The organism is Micromonospora sp. NBC_01392 (assembly GCF_045040125.1).
Classification (GTDB): Bacteria; Actinomycetota; Actinomycetes; order Mycobacteriales; family Micromonosporaceae; genus Micromonospora.
This window is the reverse complement of sequence record NZ_CP109549.1, coordinates 6,729,897-6,756,019: the sequence shown is the minus strand read 5'-3', so window position 1 is coordinate 6,756,019 and position 26,123 is coordinate 6,729,897. Positions and strand designations below refer to the sequence as shown.

At 72.0% G+C, this 26,123-nt stretch carries 31 protein-coding genes and 1 pseudogene; 15 read left to right on the top strand and 17 right to left on the bottom strand.

Annotation, left to right across the window (positions count from 1 at the left end; translation table 11 throughout):
- Nucleotides 1-2 precede the first annotated feature (2 nt).
- Complete coding sequence (locus OG767_RS29650) at nt 3-1,007, top strand: inorganic phosphate transporter (protein ID WP_343444820.1); 1,005 nt, start codon at nt 3-5, stop codon at nt 1,005-1,007.
- A gap of 77 nt (nt 1,008-1,084) precedes the next feature.
- Here the strand turns inward: OG767_RS29650 and OG767_RS29645 are convergent, their stop codons facing one another.
- Genes OG767_RS29645 through OG767_RS29635 form a run of 3 tightly spaced genes read right to left on the bottom strand, consistent with a single transcriptional unit; the run spans nt 1,085 to nt 3,100 of the window.
- Nucleotides 1,085-2,056 carry a Gfo/Idh/MocA family protein gene (locus OG767_RS29645; RefSeq protein WP_405091406.1) on the bottom strand — a complete coding sequence of 324 codons (972 nt, stop codon included), beginning with the start codon at nt 2,054-2,056 and terminating at the stop codon, nt 1,085-1,087.
- Between the two features lie 59 nt (nt 2,057-2,115).
- On the bottom strand, nt 2,116-2,307 hold the full coding sequence (locus OG767_RS29640) for a DUF397 domain-containing protein (RefSeq protein ID WP_405091405.1): 192 nt from the start codon (nt 2,305-2,307) through the stop codon (nt 2,116-2,118).
- Nucleotides 2,294-3,100, bottom strand: a complete 807-nt coding sequence (locus OG767_RS29635; protein ID WP_405091404.1) for a helix-turn-helix transcriptional regulator — start codon at nt 3,098-3,100, stop codon at nt 2,294-2,296. Before OG767_RS29635 ends, OG767_RS29640 begins: the two co-directional genes overlap by 14 nt.
- A 245-nt stretch (nt 3,101-3,345) precedes the next feature.
- Between OG767_RS29635 and OG767_RS29630 the strand changes: the two genes are divergently transcribed.
- The 4 genes from OG767_RS29630 to OG767_RS29615 all read left to right on the top strand — a co-directional run bounded on the left by OG767_RS29630 (nt 3,346) and on the right by OG767_RS29615 (nt 5,768).
- Complete coding sequence (locus OG767_RS29630) at nt 3,346-3,477, top strand: hypothetical protein (RefSeq protein WP_405091403.1); 132 nt, start codon at nt 3,346-3,348, stop codon at nt 3,475-3,477.
- Nucleotides 3,478-3,593: 116 nt separating this feature from the next.
- Nucleotides 3,594-3,803, top strand: coding sequence for a hypothetical protein (locus OG767_RS29625; RefSeq protein WP_405091402.1), 210 nt, complete (start codon nt 3,594-3,596; stop codon nt 3,801-3,803).
- A gap of 310 nt (nt 3,804-4,113) precedes the next feature.
- Nucleotides 4,114-4,941, top strand: coding sequence for an NUDIX hydrolase (locus tag OG767_RS29620; protein ID WP_405091401.1), 828 nt, complete (start codon nt 4,114-4,116; stop codon nt 4,939-4,941).
- A 56-nt stretch (nt 4,942-4,997) separates the two neighbouring features.
- On the top strand, nt 4,998-5,768 hold the full coding sequence (locus tag OG767_RS29615; protein WP_405091400.1) for a hypothetical protein: 771 nt from the start codon (nt 4,998-5,000) through the stop codon (nt 5,766-5,768).
- On the opposite strand, the gene OG767_RS29610 is transcribed toward OG767_RS29615, so the two are convergent.
- Nucleotides 5,765-6,763 carry an IS481 family transposase gene (locus tag OG767_RS29610; protein ID WP_405094110.1) on the bottom strand — a complete coding sequence of 333 codons (999 nt, stop codon included), beginning with the start codon at nt 6,761-6,763 and terminating at the stop codon, nt 5,765-5,767. The genes OG767_RS29615 and OG767_RS29610 overlap by 4 nt on opposite strands.
- A gap of 124 nt (nt 6,764-6,887) precedes the next feature.
- A complete protein-coding gene (locus OG767_RS29605; protein ID WP_405091399.1) occupies nt 6,888-7,841 on the bottom strand; it encodes a LysR family transcriptional regulator in 954 nt (317 codons plus the stop codon).
- Between the two features lie 240 nt (nt 7,842-8,081).
- On the opposite strand from OG767_RS29605, the gene OG767_RS29600 reads away from it, so the two are divergent.
- A complete protein-coding gene (locus OG767_RS29600; RefSeq protein ID WP_405091398.1) occupies nt 8,082-9,032 on the top strand; it encodes a hypothetical protein in 951 nt (316 codons plus the stop codon).
- 70 nt (nt 9,033-9,102) lie between these two features.
- Here the strand turns inward: OG767_RS29600 and pstB are convergent, their stop codons facing one another.
- The 7 genes from pstB to OG767_RS29565 all read right to left on the bottom strand — a co-directional run bounded on the left by pstB (nt 9,103) and on the right by OG767_RS29565 (nt 16,232).
- Nucleotides 9,103-9,879 carry a phosphate ABC transporter ATP-binding protein PstB gene (gene pstB, locus OG767_RS29595; RefSeq protein ID WP_405091397.1) on the bottom strand — a complete coding sequence of 259 codons (777 nt, stop codon included), beginning with the start codon at nt 9,877-9,879 and terminating at the stop codon, nt 9,103-9,105.
- Between the two features lie 20 nt (nt 9,880-9,899).
- Complete coding sequence (gene pstA / locus OG767_RS29590; RefSeq protein ID WP_405091396.1) at nt 9,900-10,988, bottom strand: phosphate ABC transporter permease PstA; 1,089 nt, start codon at nt 10,986-10,988, stop codon at nt 9,900-9,902.
- Nucleotides 10,988-12,073 carry a phosphate ABC transporter permease subunit PstC gene (gene pstC / locus OG767_RS29585; RefSeq protein ID WP_281938409.1) on the bottom strand — a complete coding sequence of 362 codons (1,086 nt, stop codon included), beginning with the start codon at nt 12,071-12,073 and terminating at the stop codon, nt 10,988-10,990. Before pstC ends, pstA begins: the two co-directional genes overlap by 1 nt.
- Nucleotides 12,074-12,114: 41 nt before the next feature.
- Nucleotides 12,115-13,218, bottom strand: coding sequence for a phosphate ABC transporter substrate-binding protein PstS (pstS, locus tag OG767_RS29580; RefSeq protein WP_281938408.1), 1,104 nt, complete (start codon nt 13,216-13,218; stop codon nt 12,115-12,117).
- Nucleotides 13,219-13,509: 291 nt separating this feature from the next.
- On the bottom strand, nt 13,510-14,466 hold the full coding sequence (gene mshD / locus OG767_RS29575) for a mycothiol synthase (protein ID WP_405091395.1): 957 nt from the start codon (nt 14,464-14,466) through the stop codon (nt 13,510-13,512).
- A 67-nt stretch (nt 14,467-14,533) separates the two neighbouring features.
- Nucleotides 14,534-15,364 carry a polysaccharide deacetylase family protein gene (locus OG767_RS29570; protein ID WP_405091394.1) on the bottom strand — a complete coding sequence of 277 codons (831 nt, stop codon included), beginning with the start codon at nt 15,362-15,364 and terminating at the stop codon, nt 14,534-14,536.
- Nucleotides 15,365-15,512: 148 nt separating this feature from the next.
- Entirely contained in the window at nt 15,513-16,232 is a 720-nt protein-coding gene (locus OG767_RS29565) for a response regulator transcription factor (RefSeq protein WP_199199901.1), read from the bottom strand.
- Between the two features lie 246 nt (nt 16,233-16,478).
- Here OG767_RS29565 and OG767_RS29560 point away from each other — a divergent pair, with 246 nt between their 5' ends.
- From OG767_RS29560 to OG767_RS29540, 5 genes are all read left to right on the top strand, one after another.
- The gene (locus OG767_RS29560; protein ID WP_405091393.1) at nt 16,479-17,531 is read left to right on the top strand and encodes a hypothetical protein; all 1,053 of its coding nucleotides are present in this window, start codon (nt 16,479-16,481) and stop codon (nt 17,529-17,531) included.
- An 82-nt stretch (nt 17,532-17,613) separates the two neighbouring features.
- Entirely contained in the window at nt 17,614-18,396 is a 783-nt protein-coding gene (locus OG767_RS29555; RefSeq protein WP_357300087.1) for a DUF2993 domain-containing protein, read from the top strand.
- A gap of 60 nt (nt 18,397-18,456) precedes the next feature.
- A complete protein-coding gene (locus tag OG767_RS29550; RefSeq protein ID WP_310503780.1) occupies nt 18,457-18,534 on the top strand; it encodes an Ms5788A family Cys-rich leader peptide in 78 nt (25 codons plus the stop codon).
- Between the two features lie 196 nt (nt 18,535-18,730).
- Complete coding sequence (locus OG767_RS29545; RefSeq protein WP_405091392.1) at nt 18,731-19,579, top strand: sulfurtransferase; 849 nt, start codon at nt 18,731-18,733, stop codon at nt 19,577-19,579.
- A 1-nt stretch (nt 19,580) separates the two neighbouring features.
- Complete coding sequence (locus OG767_RS29540; protein WP_405091391.1) at nt 19,581-19,913, top strand: DUF1416 domain-containing protein; 333 nt, start codon at nt 19,581-19,583, stop codon at nt 19,911-19,913.
- A gap of 136 nt (nt 19,914-20,049) precedes the next feature.
- Here OG767_RS29540 and OG767_RS29535 read toward each other — a convergent pair.
- Nucleotides 20,050-20,280: pseudogene (locus OG767_RS29535) on the bottom strand (hypothetical protein); the annotation flags it as partial.
- Here OG767_RS29535 and OG767_RS29530 point away from each other — a divergent pair.
- Both OG767_RS29530 and OG767_RS29525 read left to right on the top strand, forming a co-directional pair.
- Nucleotides 20,207-20,422: a winged helix-turn-helix domain-containing protein gene (locus OG767_RS29530; protein ID WP_405094346.1), complete on the top strand. Its 216-nt coding sequence runs from the start codon at nt 20,207-20,209 to the stop codon at nt 20,420-20,422. The pseudogene OG767_RS29535 and the gene OG767_RS29530 sit on opposite strands and share 74 nt — an antisense overlap.
- Before the next feature lie 133 nt (nt 20,423-20,555).
- On the top strand, nt 20,556-21,419 hold the full coding sequence (locus tag OG767_RS29525; RefSeq protein WP_405091390.1) for a hypothetical protein: 864 nt from the start codon (nt 20,556-20,558) through the stop codon (nt 21,417-21,419).
- Between the two features lie 9 nt (nt 21,420-21,428).
- Here the strand turns inward: OG767_RS29525 and OG767_RS29520 are convergent, their stop codons facing one another.
- The 3 genes from OG767_RS29520 to OG767_RS29510 all read right to left on the bottom strand — a co-directional run bounded on the left by OG767_RS29520 (nt 21,429) and on the right by OG767_RS29510 (nt 24,319).
- A complete protein-coding gene (locus tag OG767_RS29520; RefSeq protein ID WP_405091389.1) occupies nt 21,429-23,483 on the bottom strand; it encodes a glycogen debranching N-terminal domain-containing protein in 2,055 nt (684 codons plus the stop codon).
- A complete protein-coding gene (locus tag OG767_RS29515; RefSeq protein WP_405091388.1) occupies nt 23,480-23,866 on the bottom strand; it encodes an SCP2 sterol-binding domain-containing protein in 387 nt (128 codons plus the stop codon). Before OG767_RS29515 ends, OG767_RS29520 begins: the two co-directional genes overlap by 4 nt.
- A gap of 78 nt (nt 23,867-23,944) precedes the next feature.
- Nucleotides 23,945-24,319: a DsrE family protein gene (locus tag OG767_RS29510; RefSeq protein ID WP_405091387.1), complete on the bottom strand. Its 375-nt coding sequence runs from the start codon at nt 24,317-24,319 to the stop codon at nt 23,945-23,947.
- Nucleotides 24,320-24,331: 12 nt separating this feature from the next.
- On the opposite strand from OG767_RS29510, the gene mtfM reads away from it, so the two are divergent.
- A complete protein-coding gene (gene mtfM, locus OG767_RS29505) occupies nt 24,332-24,436 on the top strand; it encodes a small membrane protein MtfM (protein ID WP_013288813.1) in 105 nt (34 codons plus the stop codon).
- Nucleotides 24,437-24,440: 4 nt separating this feature from the next.
- Nucleotides 24,441-25,028 carry an FABP family protein gene (locus OG767_RS29500; protein ID WP_405091386.1) on the top strand — a complete coding sequence of 196 codons (588 nt, stop codon included), beginning with the start codon at nt 24,441-24,443 and terminating at the stop codon, nt 25,026-25,028.
- A 102-nt stretch (nt 25,029-25,130) separates the two neighbouring features.
- Here OG767_RS29500 and OG767_RS29495 read toward each other — a convergent pair whose 3' ends face one another.
- Nucleotides 25,131-25,988, bottom strand: a complete 858-nt coding sequence (locus tag OG767_RS29495; RefSeq protein ID WP_405094345.1) for an aminotransferase class IV — start codon at nt 25,986-25,988, stop codon at nt 25,131-25,133.
- Between the last annotated feature and the right edge of the window lie 135 nt (nt 25,989-26,123).

Genomic DNA, 26,123 nt, shown 5'->3' with positions numbered 1-26,123 from the left:
CTGTGAGCCCCGAACTCATCGCCGTACTGGCGGTGATCGCGGTCGCCATGGCGTTCGACTACACGAACGGCTTCCATGACGCGGCCAACGCGATCGCCACCAGCATCTCGACCCGGGCGTTGACACCCCGGATCGCCCTCGGCCTGGCCGCCGTCGGCAACTTCGTCGGCGCGCACTTCGGCGCCGGGGTCGCCAAGACGGTCGGCGACGGCCTGGTCACGCTCCCGACCGGGGTGGAGAGCCTCGGCGTGGTCTTCGCCGGCGTGCTCGGCGCGATCGCCTGGAACCTGATCACCTGGTACTTCGGCCTGCCCTCGTCCTCCTCGCACGCCCTCTTCGGCGGCCTGGTCGGCGCGACCCTGTTCGCCGCCGACGGCATCGTCCAGTGGGGCAACATCGTGGAGAAGGTCCTCATCCCGATGGTGCTGTCGCCGGTGGTCGGCCTGATCCTCGGCTTCCTGGTGATGCTGGCGATCATGTGGCTGTTCCGGAAGGGGCAGCCGGGCAAGCTCAGCCGCGGCTTCCGCTGGGCGCAGACCGTGTCCGCCGCCGCCATGTCGGTCGGCCACGGCATGCAGGACGCCGCCAAGACCATGGGCATCATCGTGCTGGCGCTCTACACCGGCGGCTTCCAGGAGAGCAAGACGCACATCCCCGGCTGGGTGTTCTGGACCTCCGCCACGATGCTGGCGCTCGGCACGTACGCGGGTGGCTGGCGGATCATCCGGACCTTGGGCCGGAAGATCATCGACCTGGGCCCGGCGGAGGGCTTCGCGGCCGAGACCGTCGCCAGCGCGGTGCTGTACTTCAACGCGCTGGTGCTCAAGGCCCCGATCTCCACCACCCACACGATCACCTCGGCGATCATGGGTGTCGGCGCGACCAAGCGGCTCTCCGCGGTCCGCTGGAACGTGGCCGGCAACATCGTGATCGCGTGGATCATCACGTTCCCGGCGGCGGCCGCCATCGCCTGCCTGGCGTACCTGCTGGTCCGCCCGCTGTTCTAAGGCCGGGCCCCCTATTAACGCATTCTGCATAGCAGGGGCCCCTTCTTAACACCCGAGTGTTAAGAAGGGGCCCCTCCTTACGCCGCGTAGGAGACGCCGATCCGGGCCTTGATGTCGTCGATCAAAGTCATGATCTCCAGCGTGGTGGCGTGCGGCACCAGCGGGCTCTCGGTCAGCCCGGCGGCCAGGCAGCGTCCCACCTCGATCGCCTCGTACTGGTAGCCGCCACCGGTCAGGTCCGCCGGGATCGTCTCCGGCTCGGCGCCGAGCCGGTGCAGCACCGCCGACCCGGGCCGGAAGAACGGCTCCGGCAGATCGATCCGGCCGGTGGTGCCGGTGATCGACGCGGTGATCGCGGTGGCGCCGACCATGCCGCAGCTCAGCGTGGCCACCGCGCCGGAGTCCCAGCCCAGGACCATGCCGGTGTTCTCGTCCACCGCCTCCGGGCCCAGCCGGGCCCACGCCTGCACGTGCTGTGGCACCCCGAGCACCAGATGGGCCAGGCTCAGCGGGTAGACGCCGAGGTCCAGCAGCGCGCCGCCGCCGAGCGTGCGGGCCCGCATCCGGTGCTCCGGCGGGAACGGCCCGGCCACCCCGAAGTCGGCCCGGACGTGGGTGACCTCGCCGATCGCGCCGTCGGAGATCAGCTCCAGCACGCGCAGGATCAGCGGGTTCGTCCGCATCCACATGGCCTCCATGAAGAAGAGCCCGCGGGCGCGCGCCGTCTCCACCAACTCGACGGTGGTGGGCAGGTCCAGCGTGCAGGGCTTCTCCACCAGCACCGCCTTGCCGCCGGCCAGGCAGGCGAGCGCCGCCTCGTGGTGCGCGGCGTGCGGCGTGGCCACGTAGATCGCGTCCAGGTCCGGGTCCGCGGCCAGTTCGGCCCAGGAGGCGTACGCCCGCGGCACGTCGAACCGCCGCGCGAACGCCTCGGCGCTCTCCCGGGTACGCGACCCGACCGCCACCAACTCGGCGTCCGGCACCAGCCGCAGGTCGGCGGCGAAGCAGGCGGCGATGTGCCCGGTGGCCAGGATTCCCCAACGCGTCATGCCCGAGACGCTATCCCGCCCGGCCCGTTCGCCGGCAGCATGATCCACCCGTCGGGATGTCAGGCCCGGCCGGCTACCTCCGCGACGAACACCCGCCATGAGGCCGCGGGAAAGAGCAGCGCCGGCCCGGTCGGGTCCTTCGAATCGCGTACGCCGACCACGCCGGCAAGATTGTCGGCGACCTCGACACAGTTGCCGCCGCTCGAACCGCTGCGCCTGGACTTGCGCCAGATGGCGTTAGTGAGGTCCATGATCGCTGTGCACTTCCTTCATCAGTTCGATGGACGGCCGGCGCGGGAGCGCTTCGTTCCGAACGTTCTCCCACCTCGCGTGAAGAGTATCCAGCCCATCTTCGCCGTCGACCACGATCCCGCCTAGCTGGTTTTCGAGGTGTCCTACCCAATTCCCGTCGCTGACCCGTGCCATCGCGAACGGCCCCGAGAGTCCGATGTGGAGGCCCGCCGCTGCCGGGATCACATGGACGTGAACGTGGGGAAGCTCGGCGACCGCGATCAGATGGGCGACCTGTTCGGCCATGATGCCGGCGTGCTCTTCGCTCCCGCGACGAAGCGCGGTCTCGTCGAGGACGGCCACCACCTGAGGCGGCGTCTCGCCGGTCAGGATCTTGTGACGGCTCATGCGGGCGCTCACCTGTTGGTCGACCTCGGCCGTAGACATGAGGTCGTTCAGGCGCATCACCACGTGAGCGTAGTTCTCGGTTTGCAGGAGGCCCGGGATCAGAAGCGGCTCGAAGAGCCGAAGCTGCCGCGCGCTCCGCTCTGCGTCGAGCCAGGGCAGGAACCACGAAGGCGCACCGAGCTTCGCCACCAGACGCTCAAACATGCCGCCGTTGCCGAAGGCCCGATCCGCGCCGCGGATGAAGTCCATGGTGAGAGCCCGCGTGCCACTCTCCACGGCGCTCACGTGTGAGGCGCTGAAGCCCGCTTGACGGCCGAACGTCTCTTGCGTCATGCCGCCGGCTCCGCGGGCGCGGCGGATCTCGCCCACGATGAAGTCCGCGAGGGGACTCGGTACGTAGCCCACTCAGAGCCTCCCAAAGTGGAGATCGACTACTCATCACGCCCCACGGCGGGAGCGTGTTCGGCCAGCTCAGCCCGGACACTCGATCGACCTTCCCAGCGTAACGGGATCCACAGCAGAGTGTCACCAGGCGGCGCGGCCGGCAGGGGAAGGGCCCGGCGGTCGTGCCAGTCAAGGGGACCGCCCCGTCCCGCAGGCAGTAGCGCGGGGCGGTCCCCCTCCCAGTTCCCACACGAGAGGAGCGCGCCGTGCCCGAGGAGAAGCCGATCACCGACCCGCAGCCGGCACCGCCGGCCCGACCGAGCCGCGTTCCGGTGTCGCGCTGGCTGTCGTCGCCGGCCGCGACGACCGTCTTCCCACGCCGGGAGAGCGAGCGGTGAGAGCGTCGTCCCGCCGTGAGAACGTCCCGCCGGGTGTGCGGGAGATTCGGGGCGGCGACGTCCTTCACCTGACCCGCGCGGCCTCACCGCAGTTCGTGACACCCATCGTGGTTCGCGTGATCCGCCTGTGCGACCTGCCCTCCCCGCCTCCGTACGGGTGGGAGTGGATCGACAGCTACCAGCTCGGCCCAGACGGGAGTGCGGTCGCCCGCCGCGAGTTGTTCGTGATGCTCTCCGGGGTGCGCCTGCTGACCGAGCCGCAGGGCCCGACGCTGACCCGCCGCCGTACCCCGATCCGCCGCACGCCGGTCCGGGTGGGTGGCTGATGGTGCGTCGCCCTCGCCCAGCCGACCACGTCCCGTCGCGCCCTACCTGGCGCTGCCGGGCGTGCGGGGTGGCCTGGCCGTGCTCCACGGCGAAGCTGTGCCTCCTTGCCCGCTACCGCGAACGGAAGACCGAGCTGAGGAAGTTCCTGGTGAGACAGCGCGAGGCCGCCGCCGATGACCTCGCTGAGCTGGACAGCGGTCAGCGCCCGGCGGGCCTTGACGACCGCTTCACGGCTTGGGTTGAGCCCTGCCGCTGATCGGCCCGTCCCGGCGCGCTTCGGGCTGGCTGGCCGGGAACTAGGCTCGGTCCATGACGATCGACGGCTTCGCCGCACCCCCTGCCCTGGTGGAGCACGCCCGCCGGTTCCACGCCGAGGGTGGCGTGCCCGCGGTGCCCCGGGTCGCCGCGACCGTGCTGCTGCTCCGCCCGACCGGCGACGACTTCGAGGTCTACCTGATCCGGCGGGTGGCGGCGATGACGTTCGGCGGGATGTACGCGTTCCCCGGCGGCGGGGTGGACCGCTCCGACTCGGAGGCGCACCTCGGCTGGGCCGGTCCGACGCCGGCCGCCTGGGGCGAGCGGCTTCGACTCGACCCGCCGGCCGCGCAGGCGGTGGTCTGTGCCGCCGCCCGCGAGGTCTTCGAGGAGGCGGGTGTGCTGCTGGCCGGCCCGGACGAGACAACGGTGGTCGGCGACGTGAGCGGCGACGACTGGGAGGCGGCCCGGCAGGACCTGGTGGGCCGGCGTACCGGCTTCGCCGAACTGCTGGCCCGGCGAGGGCTCACGCTCCGGTCCGACCTGCTGCTGCCGTGGACCCGGTGGATCACCCCGGAGTTCGAGCCGCGCCGCTTCGACACGTACTTCTTCGTCGCCCTGCTGCCCGAGGGGCAGCGGACCCGCGACGTCTCCGGCGAGGCCGACCACACGCTGTGGCTGCGCCCGGCGGACGCGTCGGCCCGGGCGGAGGCCGGCGAGCTGACCATGCTGCCGCCCACCCTGGTCACGCTGGGCGAGGTCGCCGCCGCCGGCGACCTCGCGGGCGTGGCGCGCGCCGCGGCGGAACGCGATCCGGGTACGCCGGTCGTGCCGCGCATCGAGGGCCTGGACGGCGCCGAGCCGCGCTTCCTGCTGCGCTGACGTGACCGGGTGCGGCCGGTTGAATCCACCACGGCATGGTTCGACGAACACTGACCATGCCACTCTCCGTGAACCGGTCGTACCGCAGTGTTGGATCCCTCGGCCGTTGGCTCCTGCTGGCCACAGCGGTGCTGCAAGCCGCCGCGCCACCGCTGGTCGGTTTCCGCAGCCAGGATGACGACCCGCCGCTCGTGCCTCCGGTGCCGTTCTTCGCCGTCTGGGGCGTGATCCTGCTCGGCTGTCTCGCCGTGGCGGTGTGGGGCTTTCCCCTCCGCCGGGCGACGACGACGCCGTACCGTCGGATGCAGGTGCCGCTCTCGCTGGTCCAGCTCGGCTTCGTCGCCTGGCTGGTCGCTGCCGCCTCCGCCGCGACCTGGCTCACCGTGCCGATCTTCGGGGGCATGCTCGCCGGGCTGGCGGTGAGCCTGCGACGGGTACTGCGCCCAGGCGATCGAGGCGAGCGGACGGGCCGGACGTTGCTCGGTGGGGTGCTCGGGGTCTACGCCGGCTGGTCGACCGCGGCGGTGTGCGTCAACATCGCCACCCTGCTGCCGGAGTCCGCGTTCGTGGGCGGTCCGGGGTTGGCCCTGCAGTGCGCGTTCGTGGTGGCGGCGGCCGTGGCCGCCGCGGTGGGAGCGTTCCTCCTGCGAGGCCAACTGCCCTACACCCTCACCGCCGGATGGGCCCTGGCCGGCGTCGCGCTCAGCGCGGTCATGGCGAGACTTCCGCTGTTGGCGGTCAGCGCGGTCGTCGGGCTTCTGGTCGTGGGCACGGTGGCCCTGCTGCGGCGGCGCGGCGCACGGGGGTACGCGCGGCTGGAGCACTAGCTGTACTGCCCAGGGAGGTTGGTCAACCTGGTGACGGGCGGTTTGCCGTCGGTTGCGGTGTGGGGGCGGTGGTGATTGTAGTGATGGAGCCAGGCGGGTAGGGCCTTGCGGCGGGCGGCTTCGGATGTGTAGCACCGGCCGAAGGCCCAGCCGTCGGTCAGGGTTCGGTGGAAGCGCTCGACCTTGCCGTTGGTCTGGGGCCGGTAAGGACGGGTCTTCTTCGGGGTGATGCCGAGTTCCGTGCAGGCGTTGCGCCAGGCGTGGGACCTGTAGGCGGAGCCGTTGTCGGTCAACACTCGCTCGACGGTGACGCCCCTGGTGGTGAACCAGGCGACCGCGCGGTGGAGCACGGCGGTGGCGGTGGCGGCTTTCTCGTCCTGGTGGATCTCGGCGTAGGCGACCCGTGAGTGGTCATCGACGACGGTGTGCACGAACGCGGTCCCGATCCGCGGATCCCGATGGTGGTTGCGGGCGCCGGTGCGGCGGGCGGTGGCCTGCCTGTTGTGTTTGCCCTGGGCGCGGCCGACATAGCGCCACCCGCCGCCGTCGGGGATCTGGCCGAGCTTCTTGACGTCGATGTGCAGCATGGCGCCGGGGTGGTCGTGTTCGTAGCGGCGCACGGGCTCCCCGGTGCGCCGGTCGAGGTGCGACAGCCGGTTGATCCGGCAACGGGTCAGGACGGCGTGCACGGTCGAGGCGGGCATGCCGAGACGGCCGGCGATCTGCACCGGCCCCAGCCGCTGCTTACACCGCAGGTGCACCACTTTGCGCACCAGCGGCTGGCAGGTGCGGTTCGGGCTGTGACTCGGCCGGGATGACCGGTCGGCCATGCCATCGGCGCCGAGTTCGGCGTAGCGTGCCGCCCACCGTTTCGCCGTTGGCCAGGACACGTCATAGCGTTCCGCGGCCCGGGCGACCGGCCACCCCTGGTCCACGATCAGACGCGCCAGGCGAAGACGTGCACGCGGGGTCAAAGCGGCGTTAGCGTGGGACACGAAGGCCTCCTGGTTGGCGGAGCGGTTCCTAGACAGCTCCACTCCACAACCGGAGGCCTTCGTCATCACGTCTATCTACGTCGTGTCGTCACACAACCTCAACCAACGTCCCTGGGCAGTACAACTAGCCCGTGCCGTCGGCGATCCCCGGGAACGAGGTCGGATGCCGACAGATCCAGTCCCAGTACGCCGGCGAGCGGCGGGCCTGGGCCCGATAGAGGCCCCGCACCAGGGCCAGCACCCGGTTGGGCAACTGCCCACCCGCCAACGTCGGGTTCCAGGCCAGGTAGACGTGGCGTGCGGCGGACCCGGCGAGCCCTCGCAGCGGCACCACCCGGTACGGGGGCAGGGAGTGGGCGAGCGCGCTGGCGAAGGCGACCGCCCGCCCGGAATCGACCAACTGCCGGCCCGCGATGAACGTCGTCGGCACCACCGTCGCCTGCGGATAGTCCGCGAGGATCCGGGCCTCCCACTGGAACGGCGACTGGCTGCGCGGGCTGATCACCCAGCTCTCCGCCGCCAACTGCGCCATGTCCAGCAGATCCGCGTCGCCGAGCCGATGTGCCCGGCCGATCATGATCCAGATCGGCTCGTGGACGACGGTGACCGCGTGCAACGGCGCGGGAACGTCCAGCGGCTCCCCGGGGAAGGCCGCCAACAGTGCCATGTCCAGGTCGCCGCGCCGCAGCATGGCCGACAACTCGGCGGCGTCGTCGGTGAGCCAGTCGAGCTGGCGCTCCGGCATGCCGGCGGCGATGTGTTCGGCCATCCGCCGGCTGCACAGCTCGATCAGACCCAGCCGTAGCCGGGGCGTCGACCCCGGTGCGTCGCGCACGTCCCGGATCACCTGCTGCCAGTGGTCGGTCAGGACGGGCAGGCGGGCGGCCAGCGCCGCGCCGGCCGGGGTGAGCGCCACGTGCACAGTGGAGCGTTCGAGTAGTCGCTGCCCCAGATCGCGCTCCAGGCGCTGGATCCGGCGTACCACGGCCGAGGGGGACAGGTGCAGTCGCTCGGCGGCACGGCCGAACGAGAGTTCCTCGGAAACCTCGGCGAACGCCTGGAGGTCGGGCCACTGCACACTGCTGTTATACCCGTCGGGGGCACCGCCGGACAGGGCCCCGGAAAGCCGTCCCGAGGCGGCCGCCGGAGGGCCCGGGCCCGGCGACGTGCGGTGTTGCGCGGGACGCAGTGGGGGCGCGGCCAGCGGTGCGCATTCGTCACTTCCGCTCACCACGATCGATGCCCTTTTCTTGGCGCAGGTAGTCCACTCCACACCGGAAGGCACGACATGCGCATGCCCATGGCCTGGTTCCGCGCTGTGCGACGAGCACGGAGCGGCCTACGAGCCGCTGGTCTCACTCTGCTGGCCGTTCTGCTGGTCGGACTGGCCGCCGCGGCCCCCGCCCGGGCGAGCGGCCCCCGGCAGTTCACGGTCGGGACCGACACCCAGGTCAGCCTGCAGTTCGGCGGCGTGAACTCGCCGTACGCCCCCGGCTGCTACCTGATCCGGATGGACCGGCCCGACCCCCGCTGGCCCGGCTCGATCCTGAACTTCTACGTCACCGCGAACAACTGGTACCCCGGTAGCTGGGGGACCGCGGTGAACTTCTCCTACACGTCCTACTGGCAGACGGTGTCGGTGGGCACCGGCGGGGGCGTGGTCAAGGAGGACGGCACCGGCCACAGCGGCGCGCTGGGCACCATCCAGCCGGGCGCGATCGTCACCGTGACCAAGGTGTCGACCATCCCGATCGGCATTCCCGGCAACCCCTTCCAGTGGACCTGCGCCCCACCCCCCGGTGAGCAGTGTCGCGACTTCACCGTCACCGGTCAGTACGGCGCGGTGACGTTCGGCGCGATTCTCGGCAACGGCGACAGTCGCAACGTCGTGGACAGCCTGGCGTACGCGCAGCTCAAGGGGCGGTTCTGCTGGCAGGACGGCAGGGTGACCCGGCAGCGGATCAACCCGATCCAGCACGACTTCACGTCGTCACCGATCCCTCCCGGCCTGCTCTTCTCCCGGAAGGATCCGCGCAACGGCCAGCAGTACCCCACCCAGGGCGGCACCATCTACCGGATCGACCAGGCAGGCGTGGACATCTATCTGGACGTGCCGGAGGACGTGCAGGTCTCCGGCGTGAAGATCCCCAAGTTCGGATCCCGCAAGATCGGGGCGATCACGTTCGACACGGCCCTCAACGGCGACGGCACCGTCGACACCGCGAACGCCTCCGACGTCTGGCTCGGCGCGCTCGGGCCGCAACTCTGACACCTCAGCGTTTGTTAAGCGGGGCCCCCTGTTATGCAGAATGCGTTAACAGGGGGCCCCGCCTTATACCTCAGCCGAAGCGGCCGGTGATGTAGTCCTCGGTCTTCTTCTGGGTGGGGTTGCTGAAGATCTTCTGGGTGTTGTCGTACTCGATCAGGCGGCCCGGGTCACCGGTCTTCTCGATCGAGAAGAACGCGGTGCGGTCCGACACCCGCGCGGCCTGCTGCATGTTGTGCGTGACGATGATGATGGTGAACTTGTCCTTGAGCTGGAACATCAGGTCCTCGATGGCCAGCGTGGAGATCGGGTCCAGCGCCGAGCACGGCTCGTCCATCAGCACCACCTGCGGCTCGACCGCGATGGTCCGGGCGATGCAGAGCCGCTGCTGCTGGCCGCCGGAGAGGCCGGCGCCGGGCTTGCCCAGCCGGTCCTTCACCTCGTCCCAGAGGTTGGCCGAGCGGAGCGCCCTCTCGGCCGCCTCCTCCAGGATCGACTTGCGTCGCACGCCGTTGAGCCGCAGGCCGGCCACCACGTTGTCGAAGATGCTCATGGTGGGGAACGGGTTCGGCCGCTGGAAGACCATGCCGATCATCCGGCGGACCGCGGTGACGTCCACGTCACGGTCGTAGACGTCCTGCCCGTCGATGGTCAGGTTGCCCTCGACCCGGGCGCCGGGCAGCACCTCGTGCATCCGGTTGATCGACCGCAGGAACGTCGACTTGCCGCAGCCGGACGGGCCGATCAGGGCGGTCACGGTCTTCGGCTCGACGGTGAGGTTGATGTTCTCGATCGCCTTGAAGCTGCCGTAGTAGGCGGTGACGTTCGAGGCTTCGACGCGCTTGGCCATGGTGGCGGTACCTCCGGGGTTCATCGGCCGAGCCGGTTTCGACGGGCCAGCAGCTTCGCCGCGACGGTCAGGACGAGCACCAGCGCGACCAGGGTCAACGCCGCGGTCCACGCCCGCGCCGGCGAGTACTTCGACGCCTCGCCGGCCTGCTGGTAGACGAAGAGGGCCAGCGACGACTGGTTGTTCTCGAACGGGTTGAAGTTGATCGCCGCGCCGCCGCCGGCGACGAGCAGCACCGGCGCGGTCTCGCCGGCGGCCCGCGCGATGGCGAGCATGATGCCGGTGACGATGCCGGGCAGCGCGGTCGGCAGCACGACCCGCAGGATGGTCTTCCACTTCGGCACGCCGAGCGCGTACGCGCCCTCGCGCAGCGGTGCCGGCACCAGCCGGAGCATCTCCTCGGTGGAGCGGACCACGGTGGGCAGCATGAGCACGCTCAGCGCCAGCGCGGCGGCGAAGCCGGAGAAGCCCGGCCGGCCGTCGTTGAACCACGGCGAGACGACCAGCACCCAGAACGCCAGCACGAACAGGCCGGTGACGATCGACGGGATGCCGGTCATCACGTCCACGAAGAAGCGGATGGTGAACGCGAACCGGCCGCGGCCGTACTCGACGATGTAGATCGCGCAGAGCACGCCGAGCGGCACGGTGATCAGCGCGGCGATGCCGACCTGCTCCAGCGTGCCGATGATCGCGTGGTAGGCGCCGCCGTTGGCGTCCCGCGCCCCGATGTTGTTCATCGAGGTGCCGAAGAAGTTCGCGTCCAACCGCTCGGAGCCCTTGCTCACCAGCGTCCAGACCACCGAGGCCAGCGGCAGCACGGCCAGCACGAACGCGGAGTGGATCAGCGCGCTCCAGGTCCGGTCGCGGGCCGACCGGCGGCCCTCCACCGCGTTCGCCGCGACGAAGAGACCGGCCAGGTAGAGCAGCGCGCCGACCACCACGACCAGGACCGGACCGCCGATGCCGGCGCCGTAGACGAGGCCCGCCGACAGCAGCAGCGCCGCGACGGCGATGGCGGGCGCGGCGTACGCGGGAAGCCGCCTCGCCCGCAGCGTGGCCGGCTGGGCCGGCGGGCGCGGGCGGTGGGTGGGGATTGTGGTGGTCATCAGGCAGCCGACTCCGTGAACTCGCGGCGACGGTAGATGATCGCCCGCGCGGTGATGTTGACGATCAGCGTGATCGCGAACAGCACCAGGCCGGAGGCGATCAGCGCGCCGCGGCCGGTGTCGTTCGCCTCGCCGAAGCGGTTGGCGATGTTCGCGGCGATCGAGTTGCCGCCGGCTTCGAGGATGTTGAACGAGATGGCGTACGTCGAGCCGAGCGTCAGCGCCAGCGCGATGGTCTCGCCGAGCGCCCGGCCCAGGCCCAGCATCACCGCGGCGATGACACCCGGCCGGCCGTACGGCAGGACCGCGGTGCGGATCATCTCCCAGCGGGTGGCGCCGAGCGCGAGCGCGGCCTCCTCGTTGGCGGTCGGGGTCTGCCGGAAGACCTCGCGGGAGAGCGAGGTGACGATCGGCAGCACCATGATCGCCAGCACCACGGAGCCGAGCAGGATCGAGCTGCCGTACGGGCCCTCGCCGAAGATCGGGATCCAGCCGAAGTACTTGTTCAGCCAGACGGAGAGGTCGGCGACCGGGCCGGCGAAGTAGTCCCGGCCCCAGAGGCCGAACACCACGCTCGGCACGGCGGCCAGCAGGTCGATCAGGAAGCCCAGGCTGTTGCCGAGCCGGCGCGGGGCGTAGTGCGACAGGTAGAGGGCGATGCCCAGCGCGACGGGCACGGCCACGAGCAGCGCCAGCAGCGAGCTGAGGACGGTGCCGAAGGCGAGCGCGCCGATGCCGAACTTCGGCGGGTTGTCGTTCGGGAACCAGCCCTCGAAGGTCCAGAACGACTCGGTGTTGGCCCGCAGCGCCGGTACGGCCTTGGCGATCAGGAAGATCGCGATGGCCGCGATGACGATCAGTACGGTGCTGCCGGCGGCCAGGGTCAGGCCACGGAACGCCCGTTCCGCGCCGAAGGCGCGGGCGCGGGGCAGGCCGCCGCCCCCGCCGAGGCCGCCGTCGGGGCGGCCAGGGTTGCCGGAGCGCTCGGCCACACGCGCCGAGGCACCGGCGGGCCGCTCGTGGCTCGTGGCCACGGGGGTCCCGCCGGTGCCGGCGTGCGCCGAGCGCTGAGGGGTGTCACCCATCTGCTCGCTCGTTTCGCGTTGAGGTGGTGTCGATCAGGGCGTCAGGAGAGGCTCTTGACCGCGGCCTCGACCTTGGTGCGGACCTCGTCGGGGAGCGGGGCGTAGCCCAGCTCGACCAGCTCCTGCTGGCCCTCCGCGCTGGCCGCGTGGCCGAGCAGGCCCTTGACCAGCGGGAGCTTGTCGGCGGCAAGGCCCTTGCTGCAGACGATCTCGTAGGTCGCCAGGACGATCGGGTACGCCCCGGCCTCCTTGGTGTTGTAGTCGATCGACATCTTGAGGTCGTTGCCCTGGCCCTCGAACTTGGCCCCGGCGATGGTCTTGCCGGCCGACTCGGCGGTCAGCTCGGTGAACTCACCGGCGCCGTTCTTGACCTTGGCCATCTTCAGGCCGGAGTTCTCGGCGTACGACCACTCGACGTAGCTGATGGTGCCGTCGGTGCTCTTGACCTTGCTGGCCACACCGTCGGACTTGGCCGCGCCGACGCCGCCCGGGGCCTTCCACGCCTTCGAGTTCTCGAAGGTCCAGTCGGACGCGGCGGTCTTGGCGAGGTACTTGGTGAAGTTGTCGGTGGTGCCCGACTCGTCGGAGCGGTGCACCGCCTGGATCGCGGCCGACGGCAGCTTGGCGTCCGGGTTGTCGGCCTTGATCGCCGGGTCGTCCCACTTGGTGACCTTGCCGGCGAAGATCTTGGCCAGGGTGGCCGGGCTGAACTGGAGGTTGTCCGCGCCGCTGACGTTGTAGACGACCGCGACCGGGCCGATCACCATCGGCAGGTTGAGGGCCTGGCCGCCGGCGCACTTGGCGTCGGCCTGCGGCTGCTCCTCCGGCTTGAGCGCGGAGTCGGAGCCGGCGAAGTCGGCGGTGCCGGCGATGAACGCCTGGATGCCGGCGCCGGAGCCGCTCGGCTCGTAGTTGATCGTGGTGCCCGCGCACTTCTGCTGGTACGCCTTGATCCACTCGGCCATGGCGTTCTTCTGCGCGGAGGAGCCCTGCGCGTTCAGCGTGCCCTTGCCGCAGTCGACGGCGGCGGCGGAGCCGGAGGCGGACGCGCCGGCCGGCTCGTTGTTGTCCGAGCCGCAGGCGCTGAGACCGAGAACCGCGGTAAGAGCGAGACAGGCGATGGCGCCGTGCCGCTGGAGCTTCACTTGAGGGGTTTCCCTTCACGTCTTTGGTCAGGTCGCCCGGGGTTGCCGGGGGCCGGCGCTGACCGGCTTGACGTGAAAGTTAGGAGGACCAGGTGGACGGTTCGCCGGTCGGAAGTGAACGCGGGATGAACACGTCCGGCCAGCGAGGTGGCCGTATGCTGAGGTGGGCCTGTCCATTTCGTGAACTCGCGGCCCGCTATCGCTTTTAGCGTGATTTATCCGGGCGGCCGTTATCCCGCCGAGCCCCTGGCGTGATGCTCCCGTGACCGCCGCGCGGCGCCCTGTCGGTGCTCAGCCGCGCTGGTAGTTGACGTGCGCGGACCAGCGGGCGAAACCGGTCCGCTCGTAGAGCGAGACGGCGCCGGTGTTGCTCTCGTCGACGTAGAGCATCACCCGGTCCAGCCCGCGCCGCTCGCGCAGGTGGGCCAGGCCGGCGGCGGTGAGTGCCCGGCCGAGCCCGCCACGGTGCACGGACGGGTCGACGCCGAGCACGTAGACCTCGCCGATCCGGGCCGAACCGGGCCGCTCGTGCACCTTGGTCCAGTGGAAGCCGAGCAGCCGGCCGGTGGCGGCGTCCACCGCGAGCAGGAAGCCGGCCGGGTCGAACCACGGCTCGGCGAGGCGTACGCGCAGGTCGTCGAGCGTCCACCGGCCCTGCTCGGGATGCTGGGCGAACGCCGCGTTGTTGACCGCCAGCCAGTTCTCGTCGTCCTCCCCGGGGCGGAACGCGCGCAACTCCACACCCTCCGGCAGGGCCGGCGCGGGCACCGCCTCGGTCAGCGGGCGGCGGAGCTGCCAGAGCACCCGGGCCCGGGTGAAGCCGAGGTCGACCGCGAGCGCGGCGGCGGACGGGTGGTCACCGTGCGCCCAGGCGCGCAGCGGCCCGGTGGCGGCGGTCAGCACGCCGCGGGCCAGCGCCCGGCCGGTGCCCCGCCGCCGGTGCGCCGGGTGCACCACCAGCTCCACGCCGACGCCCTCGGCCGGGGCGGTGGTGTCCAGGTGCGCGTACCCGGTCAGGGTGCCGTCGGCGGCGCGGGCGGTGAGGTGCACGGCCGGCGCCGCCGGGTCGCGCAGCCGCAGCAGCACGTGCTCGTCGAGCGGATCGGCGCCGTCGGTGTCGCCAGCGGTGCGGGCCAGCGCCAGCACGTCGGCGACCTCGGCCGGGGTCAGCCGGTCGGTGGAGGCGACAGGGCCGGTCGGGGTCGCTGTCTCGGATTCGGGACCGCTTGTCGGCTCGGTGCTGCTCACCCCCGTCACGGTAGCGGCCGGCGGGCGGTCGTTCCCGGTGAGCGGCGACGGCGTGCGGTGGCGCTCGTCACGGGACGCGGGTGGGCAGCGGTTCCAGCTCGTACCGCGCGAGCAGTTCGGGCAGGAGCTGCTGCAACGCCGCGACCGTGCCGGAGCGGTCCCCACCCGCGTCGTGCATGAGCACGATCGCGCCGGGCCCGATCTGCGCGCGGATCCGCGCGGCCACGGTCGCCGCCCCCGGCGCCCGCCAGTCCGACGGGTCGACGCTCCAGTGCAGCGGCGTGAGGCCCAGCTCCGCGCAGGTCGACGCCACCGGGCCGGTCCAGGCGCCGCCCGGCTGGCGGTAGTACGCGATCCGGGCGCCCGGCGCGGCGGCCAGGATCGCGTCGTTGGTGCGGGTCAGGTCCGCCCGGATCGTCTCCGGGGTGCGCCGGCCCAGGTTGACGTCGTGCTTCCAGGAGTGGTTGCACAGCGTGTGCCCCTCGGCCGCGATGGAGCGGACCAGGTCGGGGTAGCTCTCCGCGTTCTCGCCGACGACGCAGAACGTGGCCTTGACGCCGTACTGGCTCAGCAGGGCGAGCACCTGGGGCGTCCACCGGGGGTCGGGGCCGTCGTCGAACGTCAACGCGACCCGGGACGAGCCGGTGGTGACGAGTGCGCCGTACGGGCCCGCGCCGTCGCCGGTGACGGCCGGCGCGCTCGCGGCGGCGTCCGGGCTCGGTCGGGTGGTGTCCGGCGGCTGGTCGGCGTAGTGCGGGGCGTTGGCGGAGGTGGTCACGCCGGTGGCGGTCGGGTGCCGCTGCGGCACCAGGCCGCGGCCCAGCGCGTACGCCGAGGCCAGCAGCCCGATGAGCACCGCCGTCACCACCGTCACCGCTTTGAGCGTCGAGCCGGACATCAGTGGTACCGGCCGTTCGCCGCCCCCGTGGTCACCGCGCGCACCGTGGCCCCCCTCGATCCTGACAAATCAGGCAGTCAGGATATGGGGGACTCGGTGGGCAAATAGGTCATATGGGAAAAGTGCCCCCGGTGGGAGTCGACGCCGATCAGACCGGCAGTGGGGCGGGCTCCGACTCCGGCAGCGAGCGCGACGGCGGCACGACGAACTTGTAGCCGACCTGGCGGACCGTGCCGATCATCGACTCGTACTCCGAGCCGAGCTTCGCGCGCAGCCGACGGACGTGCACGTCGACCGTGCGGGTGCCGCCGAAGTAGTCGTAGCCCCAGACCTCACGCAGCAACTGGTCCCGGGTGAACACCCGCCCCGGGTGCTGGGCGAGGAACTTCAACAGCTCGAACTCCTTGTAGGTCAGGTCGAGCGGCCGGCCCTTCAGCTTGGCGGCGTACGTGTCCGGGTCGATGTTCAGCTCGCCGGCCCGGATCGAGCCGCCGGCGCCCGCGACGGCGTTGTTCAGCCGGCCGACCGCGAGCCGCAGCCGCGCCTCCACCTCGGCCGGGCCGGCGCCGGCGAGGATCACGTCGTCCACGCCCCAGTCGGCGTTCAGCGCGATCAGGCCGGCCTCGGTGACCACCGCGACAAGCGGCACCCCGAGCCCGGTGGCGTGCAGCATCCGGCAGGTGGCCCGCGCCTCGCTCAGCTCGGAGCGGGCGTCCACCAGGACGGCGTCCGGCGTCGGGCCGGAGACCAGCGTGCGGACGTCACGGGGTGCGGTGCGCACCGAATGCGGCAGCAGGTCGAGTGCCGGCAACACCGCCGACGGCTCACCGGCCCGTGCGGTCACGAGCAGCAGGAGCTCCACGATCACCTCCGTCCCGGCGGCCCTTCGGCCGCGCGCGACCAGCGGCACGCCCGGGTGGGGGCGGCGCTGTGAACTTGCGTGGGTCCCGGCGTCGCTGACGGGCGGGGTAACGGGTTGAGCGTAACCGATGGTCCGGCCGTCACCTTCGCGCCTTTTCCCGTTTGCCCTTTCTGCCCTCGATCGCGGCGCAGGTTTTAACGTTGCCGAAACCGTGACCTCCGCCGGGCCGCCCGGGTCTGGCACGATCGGGGCGTGTTTCCCTCCACCTCGCGCGACGCCGGTCGTGAACCGTGGGCCGAAGACGACCCGTCCTCCGGGCCGTCCGGCCCGGCCCGTGGCTACCCGCCCGCCCCGCGCGCCGGGACGGGTGCGGAGGAGGGGGAGCCGCGGGAGCGTAAGGGCCCCCGTCGGCTCCGCAAGGGCGGCCCGAGCCGGCGCCCCGACGACGCCCCCGACGAGGTGCCCGAGGACGAGGTGCCACCGGTGGAGTTCCGCCGGCAGCTGGCGCTCACCGTGGCCGGCTTCGCCGCGCTGCTCGGCGTCGGCCTGGTGCTCGGCGCGCAGACCGCCGGCCCGGGGCACCGGCTGCCGTTCGCGGCCATCATCTTCGGCGTCCAACTGCTCTACGTGCTCGCCTGGACGATGGCCATGCGACCGCCCGCGCTGCTGGTTGTCGCGCTGGTCAGCGCCGGCACCGCGGTGATCGCCGACGTCGCCGCCGTACGGGCCGACGTCGCCGGCCTGGCCCCCCTCGGGTACGCCGCGGTCGCCGGCCTCGTGCTCGGCGTGCTGGGCCAGCTCGTCCGCCGGGTGGACCGGGTCCGGGTGACCGACTCGCTGGGCGGCACCCTGCTCATCGTGGTCGGGGTGGTCGCCTTCGCCTCGCTCATCGTGCTCAGCCGGATCCCCAAGGGCACCCAGGCGATCACGGTCTGCCTCACCGCCGCCGGGGTGGCCCTGCTGGTGGCCCGGCTGACCGACGCGGTGGCCCCGTGGCCCCGGCTCGCCCCGCAGGTGCCGCGCGGCGCGACCGGCGTGGTGGCGGGCGCCATGCTCGGCACGCTGACCAGCGCCGTGCTCGGCAGCTACCTGGTCGGCTTCACCCCGACCAGCGCCGCGCTGGTCGGCGTGGTCACCGCCGCCACCGCCGTGTTGGCCGACCTCGCCGTCGGGTACGCCGAGGCGGGCCGGCTGATGGCGGGGGAGCCGCCGACCATGTGGGCGGCCCGGCACATGCAGGGGCCGCTGGGCGGGTTCGCGCTCGCCGCGCCGGCCGCGTACGCCATGTGCGTGCTCTTCCTCTGATCGCCCGGTTGCGGGAAGCTCGCCCCGGGTAAGTACGGTTGCGCCGCGAGGCGCGGTGACGGCGGCGAGGACTGGAGGCGGCGTGGCAGAGGCGTACCCGGCGGAGGGCCGGCCCCGTCGCCGGGGTCGGAAGGTGCTGATCGGTTTCCTCGTGCTGCTGCTGGTGCTCGCCGGGCTGCTGGTCGTGGCCGACCGGGTGGCCGCCGGGGTGGCCGAGCGGGCGATCGCCGACCAGGTGCGGCAGGAGGTCGCCAAGCAGGACGCCCAGTCCGCCGCGCCCAAGGTCGAGGTGGGCGGCTTCCCGTTCCTCAACCAGGTGCTCGCCGGCAAGTACGAGCGCATCTCCATCCAGTTGACCGACGTCAAGGGCAGCGTGCAGGGCGACACGGTCGACGTGCCGCGACTGGACGTGGACGCCCGCGACGTGACCGCGTCACTGGACACGATCCGCTCCGGCCGGGGCGACGTGGTGGCCGAGCGCGTCGACGGGCGGGGCACCGTCACCTACGACAGCCTGGCCAAGCTGCTGAAGCGGCCCGGCCTGACGCTCGGCGAGCGGGACGGCAAGCTGGCGGTCACCGCCCCGGTGGACATCCTCGGCGTCAAGCTGACCGTCAACGGCACCGCCGCCGTGACGGTGGCCGACGGCAAGGTGGCGCTGCGCTTCAGCGACCTCACCGCCGACGGCCTGCCGAACGTGGCGCTGGCGCGGACGCTGCTGGCCAACTACGCCCGGAGCATCTCGATCGACGTGCCGCTGCCGGAGCTGCCGTTCCAGCTCAACGTCCGCAAGGTGGAGCCGAGGCCGGAGGGCCTGGTGGTCACCGCGGACGCCGCGAACGTGCCGATCAACTCCGCCCGCTGACGTCTCGCATGCTGGTCGGCCCGGTGGCACACGCCGGGTCGGCTGGTAGTCTCCCTTCCCATGGGGACCCACCTCACCAAACGGCGCGCGGTCGACCTGTGCCGCGTGGCCACCTGCCTGTGTCGCCCCGTCATCTGACGGCGGGGCTGTCTCCGGTCGCCTGAGCGACCACCGGCACCAAAGGGTTTCTCACACCCCCCGAACGCCCGGCAGCGGCGCCGTCGCACATACCCGTGATCCGTTCCTAGCTCAGGGTCCCGCGCGTGGTGCGACTACCACCGGCTTCGATCTCCGCGCGCAGGCTCACCACCCATCGTCACCAGGGAGTGATCTGATGAGTCGCGACACCGCACTCGTCTCGGCCGAGTGGGCCGAGAAGAACCTCGACGTCCCGGGCGTCGTCTTCGTCGAGGTCGACGAGGACACCTCGGCCTACGACACCGGCCACATCGCCGGCGCCATCAAGCTCGACTGGAGGACCGACCTCCAGGACCAGGTCCGCCGCGACTTCGTCAACCAGGAGCAGTTCGCGAAGCTGCTCTCCGAGCGGGGCATCGCCAACGACGACACCGTCATCCTCTACGGCGGCAACAACAACTGGTTCGCCGCGTACGCGTACTGGTACTTCAAGCTCTACGGCCACCGCGACGTCAAGCTGCTCGACGGCGGTCGCAAGAAGTGGGAGCTGGACGCCCGCCCGCTGGTCACCGACGCGGTGACCCGCCGGGCCACGCAGTACGTCGCGCAGGCGCCGGACACCTCCATCCGCGCGTTCCGCGACGAGGTGGTCGACGCCATCGGCACCAAGAACCTGGTCGACGTGCGCAGCCCCGACGAGTACGCCGGCCGGCTGCTCGCCCCGGCCCACCTGCCGCAGGAGCAGGCGCAGCGCGCCGGCCACGTGCCGACCGCGATCAGCGTGCCGTGGTCCAAGGCGGCCAACGAGGACGGCACGTTCAAGTCCGACGACGAGCTGCGCAAGATCTACGCCGACGCCGGGTTGGACGACGGCCGGGAGACCATCGCCTACTGCCGGATCGGCGAGCGCTCCTCGCACACCTGGTTCGTGCTCCAGGAGCTGCTCGGGCACCGCAACGTGAAGAACTACGACGGATCCTGGACCGAGTACGGCTCGCTGGTCGGCGTGCCGGTGGCGCTCGGCGACGAGCCCGGGGAGGCCTGACATGACCGCTCCGACCGCTCCCACCGCTGCCGGTTGCGCCGCGCCGGACCAGGCCGCCCCGCTCCCGGCCAGCCTCGACCTGGAGAAGGAAACCGTCATCACCGGTCAGGTGCTGGCCGAGTCGGGCGAGGCGGTGCCGGGCGCGTACGTCCGGCTGCTCGACTCGACAGGCGAGTTCACCGCCGAGGTGGTGACGTCCCCGGCCGGTCAGTTCCGGTTCTTCGCCGCGCCGGGCTCGTGGACGCTGCGGGCGCTCTCCCGGCACGGCAACGGCGACACGCCGGTGACGGCGGCCCGCGGCATCAACGAGGTCACCATCACCGTGAAGGCGTAAGGAGGGGGCCCCTGTTAACGCCTCCGGTATAGGAGGGGCCCCCGCTTAACACCTCCGCACCACGCGCATCGGCTCGGGCCGGTCGCCCCGCACAGGGGTGACCGGCCCGAGCCGTGCCAGGGCCACCGGGTCAGGACGTGCAGCCGCCGGGATGGTCCGCCCGCCGGACGCAGCGGCGCCGCCCACCGAGCCGCCGGTCGCAGAAGACCTGGTGCTGCGCGTCCGGCGCGCCCTCCTCGGACACCGTCGTCTCGCCGAGCACCAGTTCCGGCAGGAACGCCGACGACCGGCCGATCGCGCGGGCCAGCAGCCGCGCCGACGTCAGGTCGGGTAAGTACAAGCCGGGAGACAAGCTGCCCTCGATCAGCGAGCAGTGTGACCGGTTCCGGGTCAGTCCGTCGACGATCAACCTCGTCAACGTGCGGCTGGAGGCGCTCGGGGTCATCACCCGTCACCAGGGCAAGGGCATCTTCGTGACGGACCCGGCGACCTGGCTGCGCAAGCCCTGAGATTGATCTTCCGGATAGTGGGAGCCGGGTGAATCTTGGAAAGTAACGGCCCCCATAGGGGCACCCTCTTTCCAAGATCTCGGCACCGGGATGGGCCCGCTCGGCGGGTGCCGGGGCGTGACACCATGGCCGGGTGAGCGGTGCCGTCCAGCCGGGGTACGCCCCGCCGTCCCGACCCGACCAGCATGCGCCCGACCGGCCGTCCGGCCGGCGACGGCAGCGCTGGCTGGTGGTCGCCACGGTGGTCTGGGCCGTGCTGCTCGCCGGGCTGACCTGGTGGTCGGTGCGCACCGATCCGCCCACCGTCAAGGAGCAGCGTTCGTTGAGTCAGGCCGGCCCGGTGGTGGACCGGGCGATCGGGGAGCTGACCGCCGCGATCGGGTCGGTCGGGGTGCCGGCGCTCCTGCCCGACCGGCTGGAGCGGGGCTGCCGGGTGACGCCGATCGACGCCGGCGCGTCGCTGGAACGCGGCATCGAGGTGGCGACCGCCGACGGTGACGTTCGCGAACTGCTGCGCGGGGTGGCCGACCGACTGCCGCCGCAGTGGCGGGCGGGCGTCTCGACGTTCGACGGTGAGCCGTTGCTGCGTGCCGACGCCGGCGACTTCGTGGCGGTCGAGGGCCGCTCGGGCGGGCCCGGTCGGGTGTTGCTGACCGCCGACACCGGCTGCCGTCCGGTGGGTGACGGCTACCGGGCGCCGGCCGGCGACGCCGCCGCCGAGTCGGCCGCGCTGGCCCGCGCCCTGGGCCGCTGGGGCGGCCCGGTCGGGACCGTCCAGGTGCTGGCCGCGCCGTGCCCGGGTGGTGGGACGGCCCGGACCGCCCGGGGCGAGGCCGCCGTGGCGGCCGACCAGCCGCTGGCCGCCGCGTTCGGCGCCGGCGCCGCGCCGGTGGTGGACTCCGCCGACCGGTACGCCCGCCCGGGTGACCCGGCGGTGCTGGCCGAGCGGGTCGACGGGCGGGTCCGGGTGGCGGTCACCAGCCCCTGCCGGGCCTGACCCGACCGGTCAGTGCCCACGATTGTCGTCGTCCGGGGTGCGGCTGCGGCCCAGCGCGTCCACCAGGCCCCACCGGCCCGGGATGTCGAGCAGTTCCACCCGGCCCATCCCCGGCGGCACGGCCGGGTCGATGATCAGGTGTTCGTCCTGCGGCTCCAGCCCGAGCATGACGCGCAGCAGCAGCAGCGGCGTGCCGGCGGACCAGGCCTGCGGGCTGCACGCGGTCGGGTACTCCACCGGGTAGTCGGTGAGGTCGCGCTCGTAGCCGGCGAACGCCTCGGGCAGTCGCCCGTCGAAATACTGGGACGCGTCCAGCATCGCCTCGCAGATCCGGCCGGCCTCCTCGCGGAAGCCGTACTTCCACAGGCCCCACGCGATGATCGAGTTGTCGAACGGCCACACCGTGCCGACGTGGTAGCCGATCGGGTTGTAGCGGCCCTGGTCGTCGGCGAGCGTGCGCACGCCCCAGCCGGAGAAGAGGCGCGGGCCGAGCAGGTGCGCGGCGACCGCCGGCGCCCGGGCCTCGTCGACGATGCCGCTCCACAGCAGGTGGCCGATGTTCGAGGTGAGCGCGTCCACGTGTCGCCCCTGCGGGTCCAGCGCCAGCGCGTAGTACTCCCGCTCGGGGATCCAGAAGTCGCGGTTGAACCGTTCCTTCAGCGCCGCCGCCTCGCGTTCCAACCGGTCCGCGTACGCCGGGTCGCCCCACAACTCGCGGGCCATCCGGGCGCCGCGCAGCTTGGCGTCGTACGCGTATCCCTGTAGTTCGCAGGTGGCGAGCGGGAACTCCGGCAGCCGGCCGTCGGAGTAGGAGATGCCGTCCGGGGAGTCCTTCCAGCACTGGTTCGGCAGCCCGCTGTCCGGGTTGCGGGACATGTACCAGACGTAACCGGTGCCGAGCAGGTCTCCGTACGTGTCGAGCCACTCCAGCGCCGCCCGCGTCTCGTACTCCAGTTGTTGCGCCAGCTTCTCGTCCCCGGTCCACCGCTCGTACTCGTCGAGCAGGATCACGAAGAGCGCGGTGGTGTCGGCCGCGCCGTAGTACGGCGAGTGCGGCTGCTCCTCGAAGCCGGCGGTCTCGCCGTAGCGCAACTCGTGCAGGATCTTGCCGGGCTCCTCGTCGCGGAAGTCGTCGATCCGGCCGCCCTGGAGCCCGGCCAGCATGAGGATGGTCGGCTGGATCAGTTCGGGGAGGAACGGCAGGATCTGGAGCGAGGTGAAGATGCTGTCCCGGCCGAACAGCGTCATGAACCAGGGCAGGCCGGCGGCGACCAGCCGGACGCCGAGCGTGATCGACTCGTACCGGAGCGCGGCCAGGTCGGTGAGGCTGCGCCGGTACGCGCCCGCCAGCGGCTCGCAGTCGCAGCCCAGCGTCGGCGCGTGCTCGATCAGCTCGTGGTGCTCCGCCTCGATGGCCGCCACCGAGCGGTGGCCGCCCAGCGGTAGCGTGGCCCGGATGTCCTCGCCCCGGGCCCCGTAGATCATGGTGGTGACGTGCAGGCGGGTGGTCCACTCTCCGTGTGGCCCGATGCGGATGCGGAACGTCATCCCGCCCCGGTCCACCTCGGCCGGGGCGGTGCTGCTGATCCTCGCCTCCCGGTGGAAGCCCTGCCGCCGGTAGGTGAGCCGCAGCCCGTTCTCCTCCACGGTCGGCGTGGTGCTGCCCTTCTTCTCCCGCTGGTGCTTGATCTCGAACAGGTCGGCGAAGTCGGAGGCGATGTCGAGCCGGAGGCGGAACTCCCTATCCTGCCCGGAGTGGTTGAGCAGGGTCAGTTCCTCGTCGAAGCTGCCGCCGATCGAGCGGCTGCGGATCACCGAGACGTCGGCGTCCAGGTAGTGCGTCGGCTCGCCGGGAACCATGAAGAACCGCGTCTTGTACGACAGCGCGTCATCGATGGAGAGCGCGTGCAGCAGTTGGCCGTCCAGGGACAGGATCCAGGTGGAGAGAAACCGGGTGTCGAAGGAGAACAACCCGGTGGGGAAGTCGTACGACGGCTCGATGTTGCCGCGCCGGTCGCTGACCAGGAACGTGTTGCCGTCGAGGATGCTGATCCGTTCCTTCACGCCGACCGCCGGGCGTGTTCGCGGGCGGTCTCCCTCGGGTCCCGTACGCCGGGTGGGTCGGGCAGGAAGCGGCGGAGCGCCAGGAACAGCACGACGTGACCGCCGAACGTGGCCTCGTTGCGCAGCACCACGGCCAGCCCGGCCTCCCGGCCGGTGACCAGCCGCTCGAAGAGTGGGGTGCCGACGGTCAGCACGGCGTCGGGTGGACGGGGCTCCTCCTGCCGGCTCACCCGGGCCGACCCGGGCGCCAGCGTCACGTACCAGTGCTCGGTGCGGTTGCCGTCGGCCAGGTCGATCCGGAGCGTGCCGCCGATCGGGCTGCGCAGCACGGCGGGGGCGCGCGCCGGCAACGACGCGAAGAACCGTTCGATCGCCTCACTCACATCCGAATGGTAGGCGGGGTCCCGGCATATCGGGTCAGGATCGGCGCACCGGTCAGAATGGACAACCCGGCGCGCGGGTCAGTAGACCAGGGCCTGCGCGCCGTCGGCCATGGCCTCCTCGACGAAGACCGCCGCTCCCGCGATGCGTACGCCCGGGATCACGTCGTCCGGGCCGATGTCCCGCCGGGCCGCGCACTGGGTGCAGGCGGTCACCCGGCCGGTGGCCAGCACCACGTGCAGCAGCTCGCCCAGCGGCGCCGAGTGCGGCAGCTCGAACGACTCCGCCCGGCCGGGCAGCGCGAACCAGGTCGACTCGCCGGTCAGCCAGAGCGACACGTCGACCCCGGCTGCGGCCGCGGTGGCGGCGACGGTGAACGCCTGGGCGCACCGCTCCGGGGCGTCCGCGCCGGCGGTGGCCTTGACGACGAGAGTGCGCGTCATACCGCCCAGCATAGGATGGCCCGGATGGTTACCGAGATCGGGTTCGTCAGCCTGCTGGTCGCCGGTCTGGGCGCGCTCGCCGGCGGTCTGGTCTACGTCGCAGTCCGGATAGCAAGAGGTAAGTGGTGAAGCCGTGAGTGAGAATCCGCTCCAGCCGCCGTGGCTGAACGCGCCGCCGGTCGAGGAGTACCCGTACGAGGAGAGCCACGACCTGCGCGTCGGTCCCAAGCTGCACCCGAGCCTGGACGGGCTGCTGCCGTACATCGGGGTGTGGCGCGGCCGGGGCCGGGGCGGGTTCCCGACGATCGAGGACTTCGACTACGCGCAGGAGATCCGGATCAGCCACGACGGCCGGCCGTTCCTGTTCTACGAGTCCCGGGCGTGGATCCTGGACGAGCAGAGCCGCCCGGTCCGCCCGGCCGGTCGCGAGGTGGGCTGGTGGCGTCCGGTGCTGGACGGCGAGCGGGTCACCGACGAGATCGAGGCGCTGATGAGCGTGCCGACCGGTGTGATGGAGCTGCACATCGGCAAGCGCAAGGGCACCCAGATCGAGTTCGCCACCGACGCGGTGGTCCGCACGGCCACCGCGAAGGAGGTCACCGCCGGCGCCCGCCTGTTCGGCATCGTGGAGGGCGCCCTGCTCTACGCGCAGGAGATGGCCGCCGTGGGACACCCCCTGACCCCCCACCTCTCCGCCCGCCTAACCCGAGTAGCCGGCTGACACCCCACCCCACCCACCCACCCACCCCACCCCACCCCACCCACCCCACCTCGTCGATCATGAAGTTGACGGTGACGAATCGGACAGCCGAGACCGCCAACTTCATGATCGACGCTCGGGGTAGGAGCCCGGGGCGGGGAAGCCCAGGAGGGATTGCAGGCGGGGGGTCAGGGGGGAGCGGGGGCGAGGGGCTCCGTCCAGGGATCTGACCTCGGTGGGGCCGCGTAGCGAGCTGGTCAGCCAGATCGCCTCGGCGTTGTGCAGGTCGGCGACGGTGGGCAGGTGCTCGGCTGCGGTCAGGCCCAGCTCGGTGGCCCTTGCCAGCAGGTGGTGGGCGGTCACGCCGGGCAGCACGCCGGTCGCCGCCGCCGGCACGGTCAGCAGCGTGCCCGCGGTCAGCCACACCACGTTCGCGGTGGGCGCCTCCAGCACGTAGCCGTCCGTCGAGACCCAGAGCACGTCGTCCACGCCGGCACGCCGCGCCCACCGCCGGGCCGCGGTGCTCGTCGCGTACGAGATGGACTTCACACCGGCCGGCAGCCAGCCCAGCTCGGGGCGGGACCGGGCGGTCACGCCGAGCGGCAGGGTGGCCACCGTCACCCCGTCCCGCCGGGCCCGCCGGGTGGCCGCCGGCACCTCGCCGAGCGTGGCGTACGCCGTGGGCGGGCCGTCGTCCTCCGGCCCGCGCGTGCAGACCAGCCGCAACGCGCCCTCGGTCTCCGCCGGCCAGCCGACCCGCACCGCGTCCAGCAGCTCCACCAGCGCCTCGACCGGCGGCAGCGGCAGGTCGATCGCCGCCGCGCCGGCCCGCAGCCGGGCCAGGTGGGCGTCGCGCAGCCAGGGCTGGCCGGCGCGCAGGTGCAGCGTCTCGAACAGGCCGTCGCCGTGCAGGACGCCCCGGTCATCGCCGCGCAGCACCGGCTCGCCGGCCGGGACCAGCCCTCGGCCGGGCACCGCCACCCGGGTCGCGCCTCGCTCCGCACCCGGGCGGCGATCAGGCCGGCCATGCTGCCGCCGAGCACCCTCCACCGGCGCAGCGTAGCGGCGTACCCCGGCGGCGACCGGGACCGGCGCGGCGGCCGAACTATGATCGGA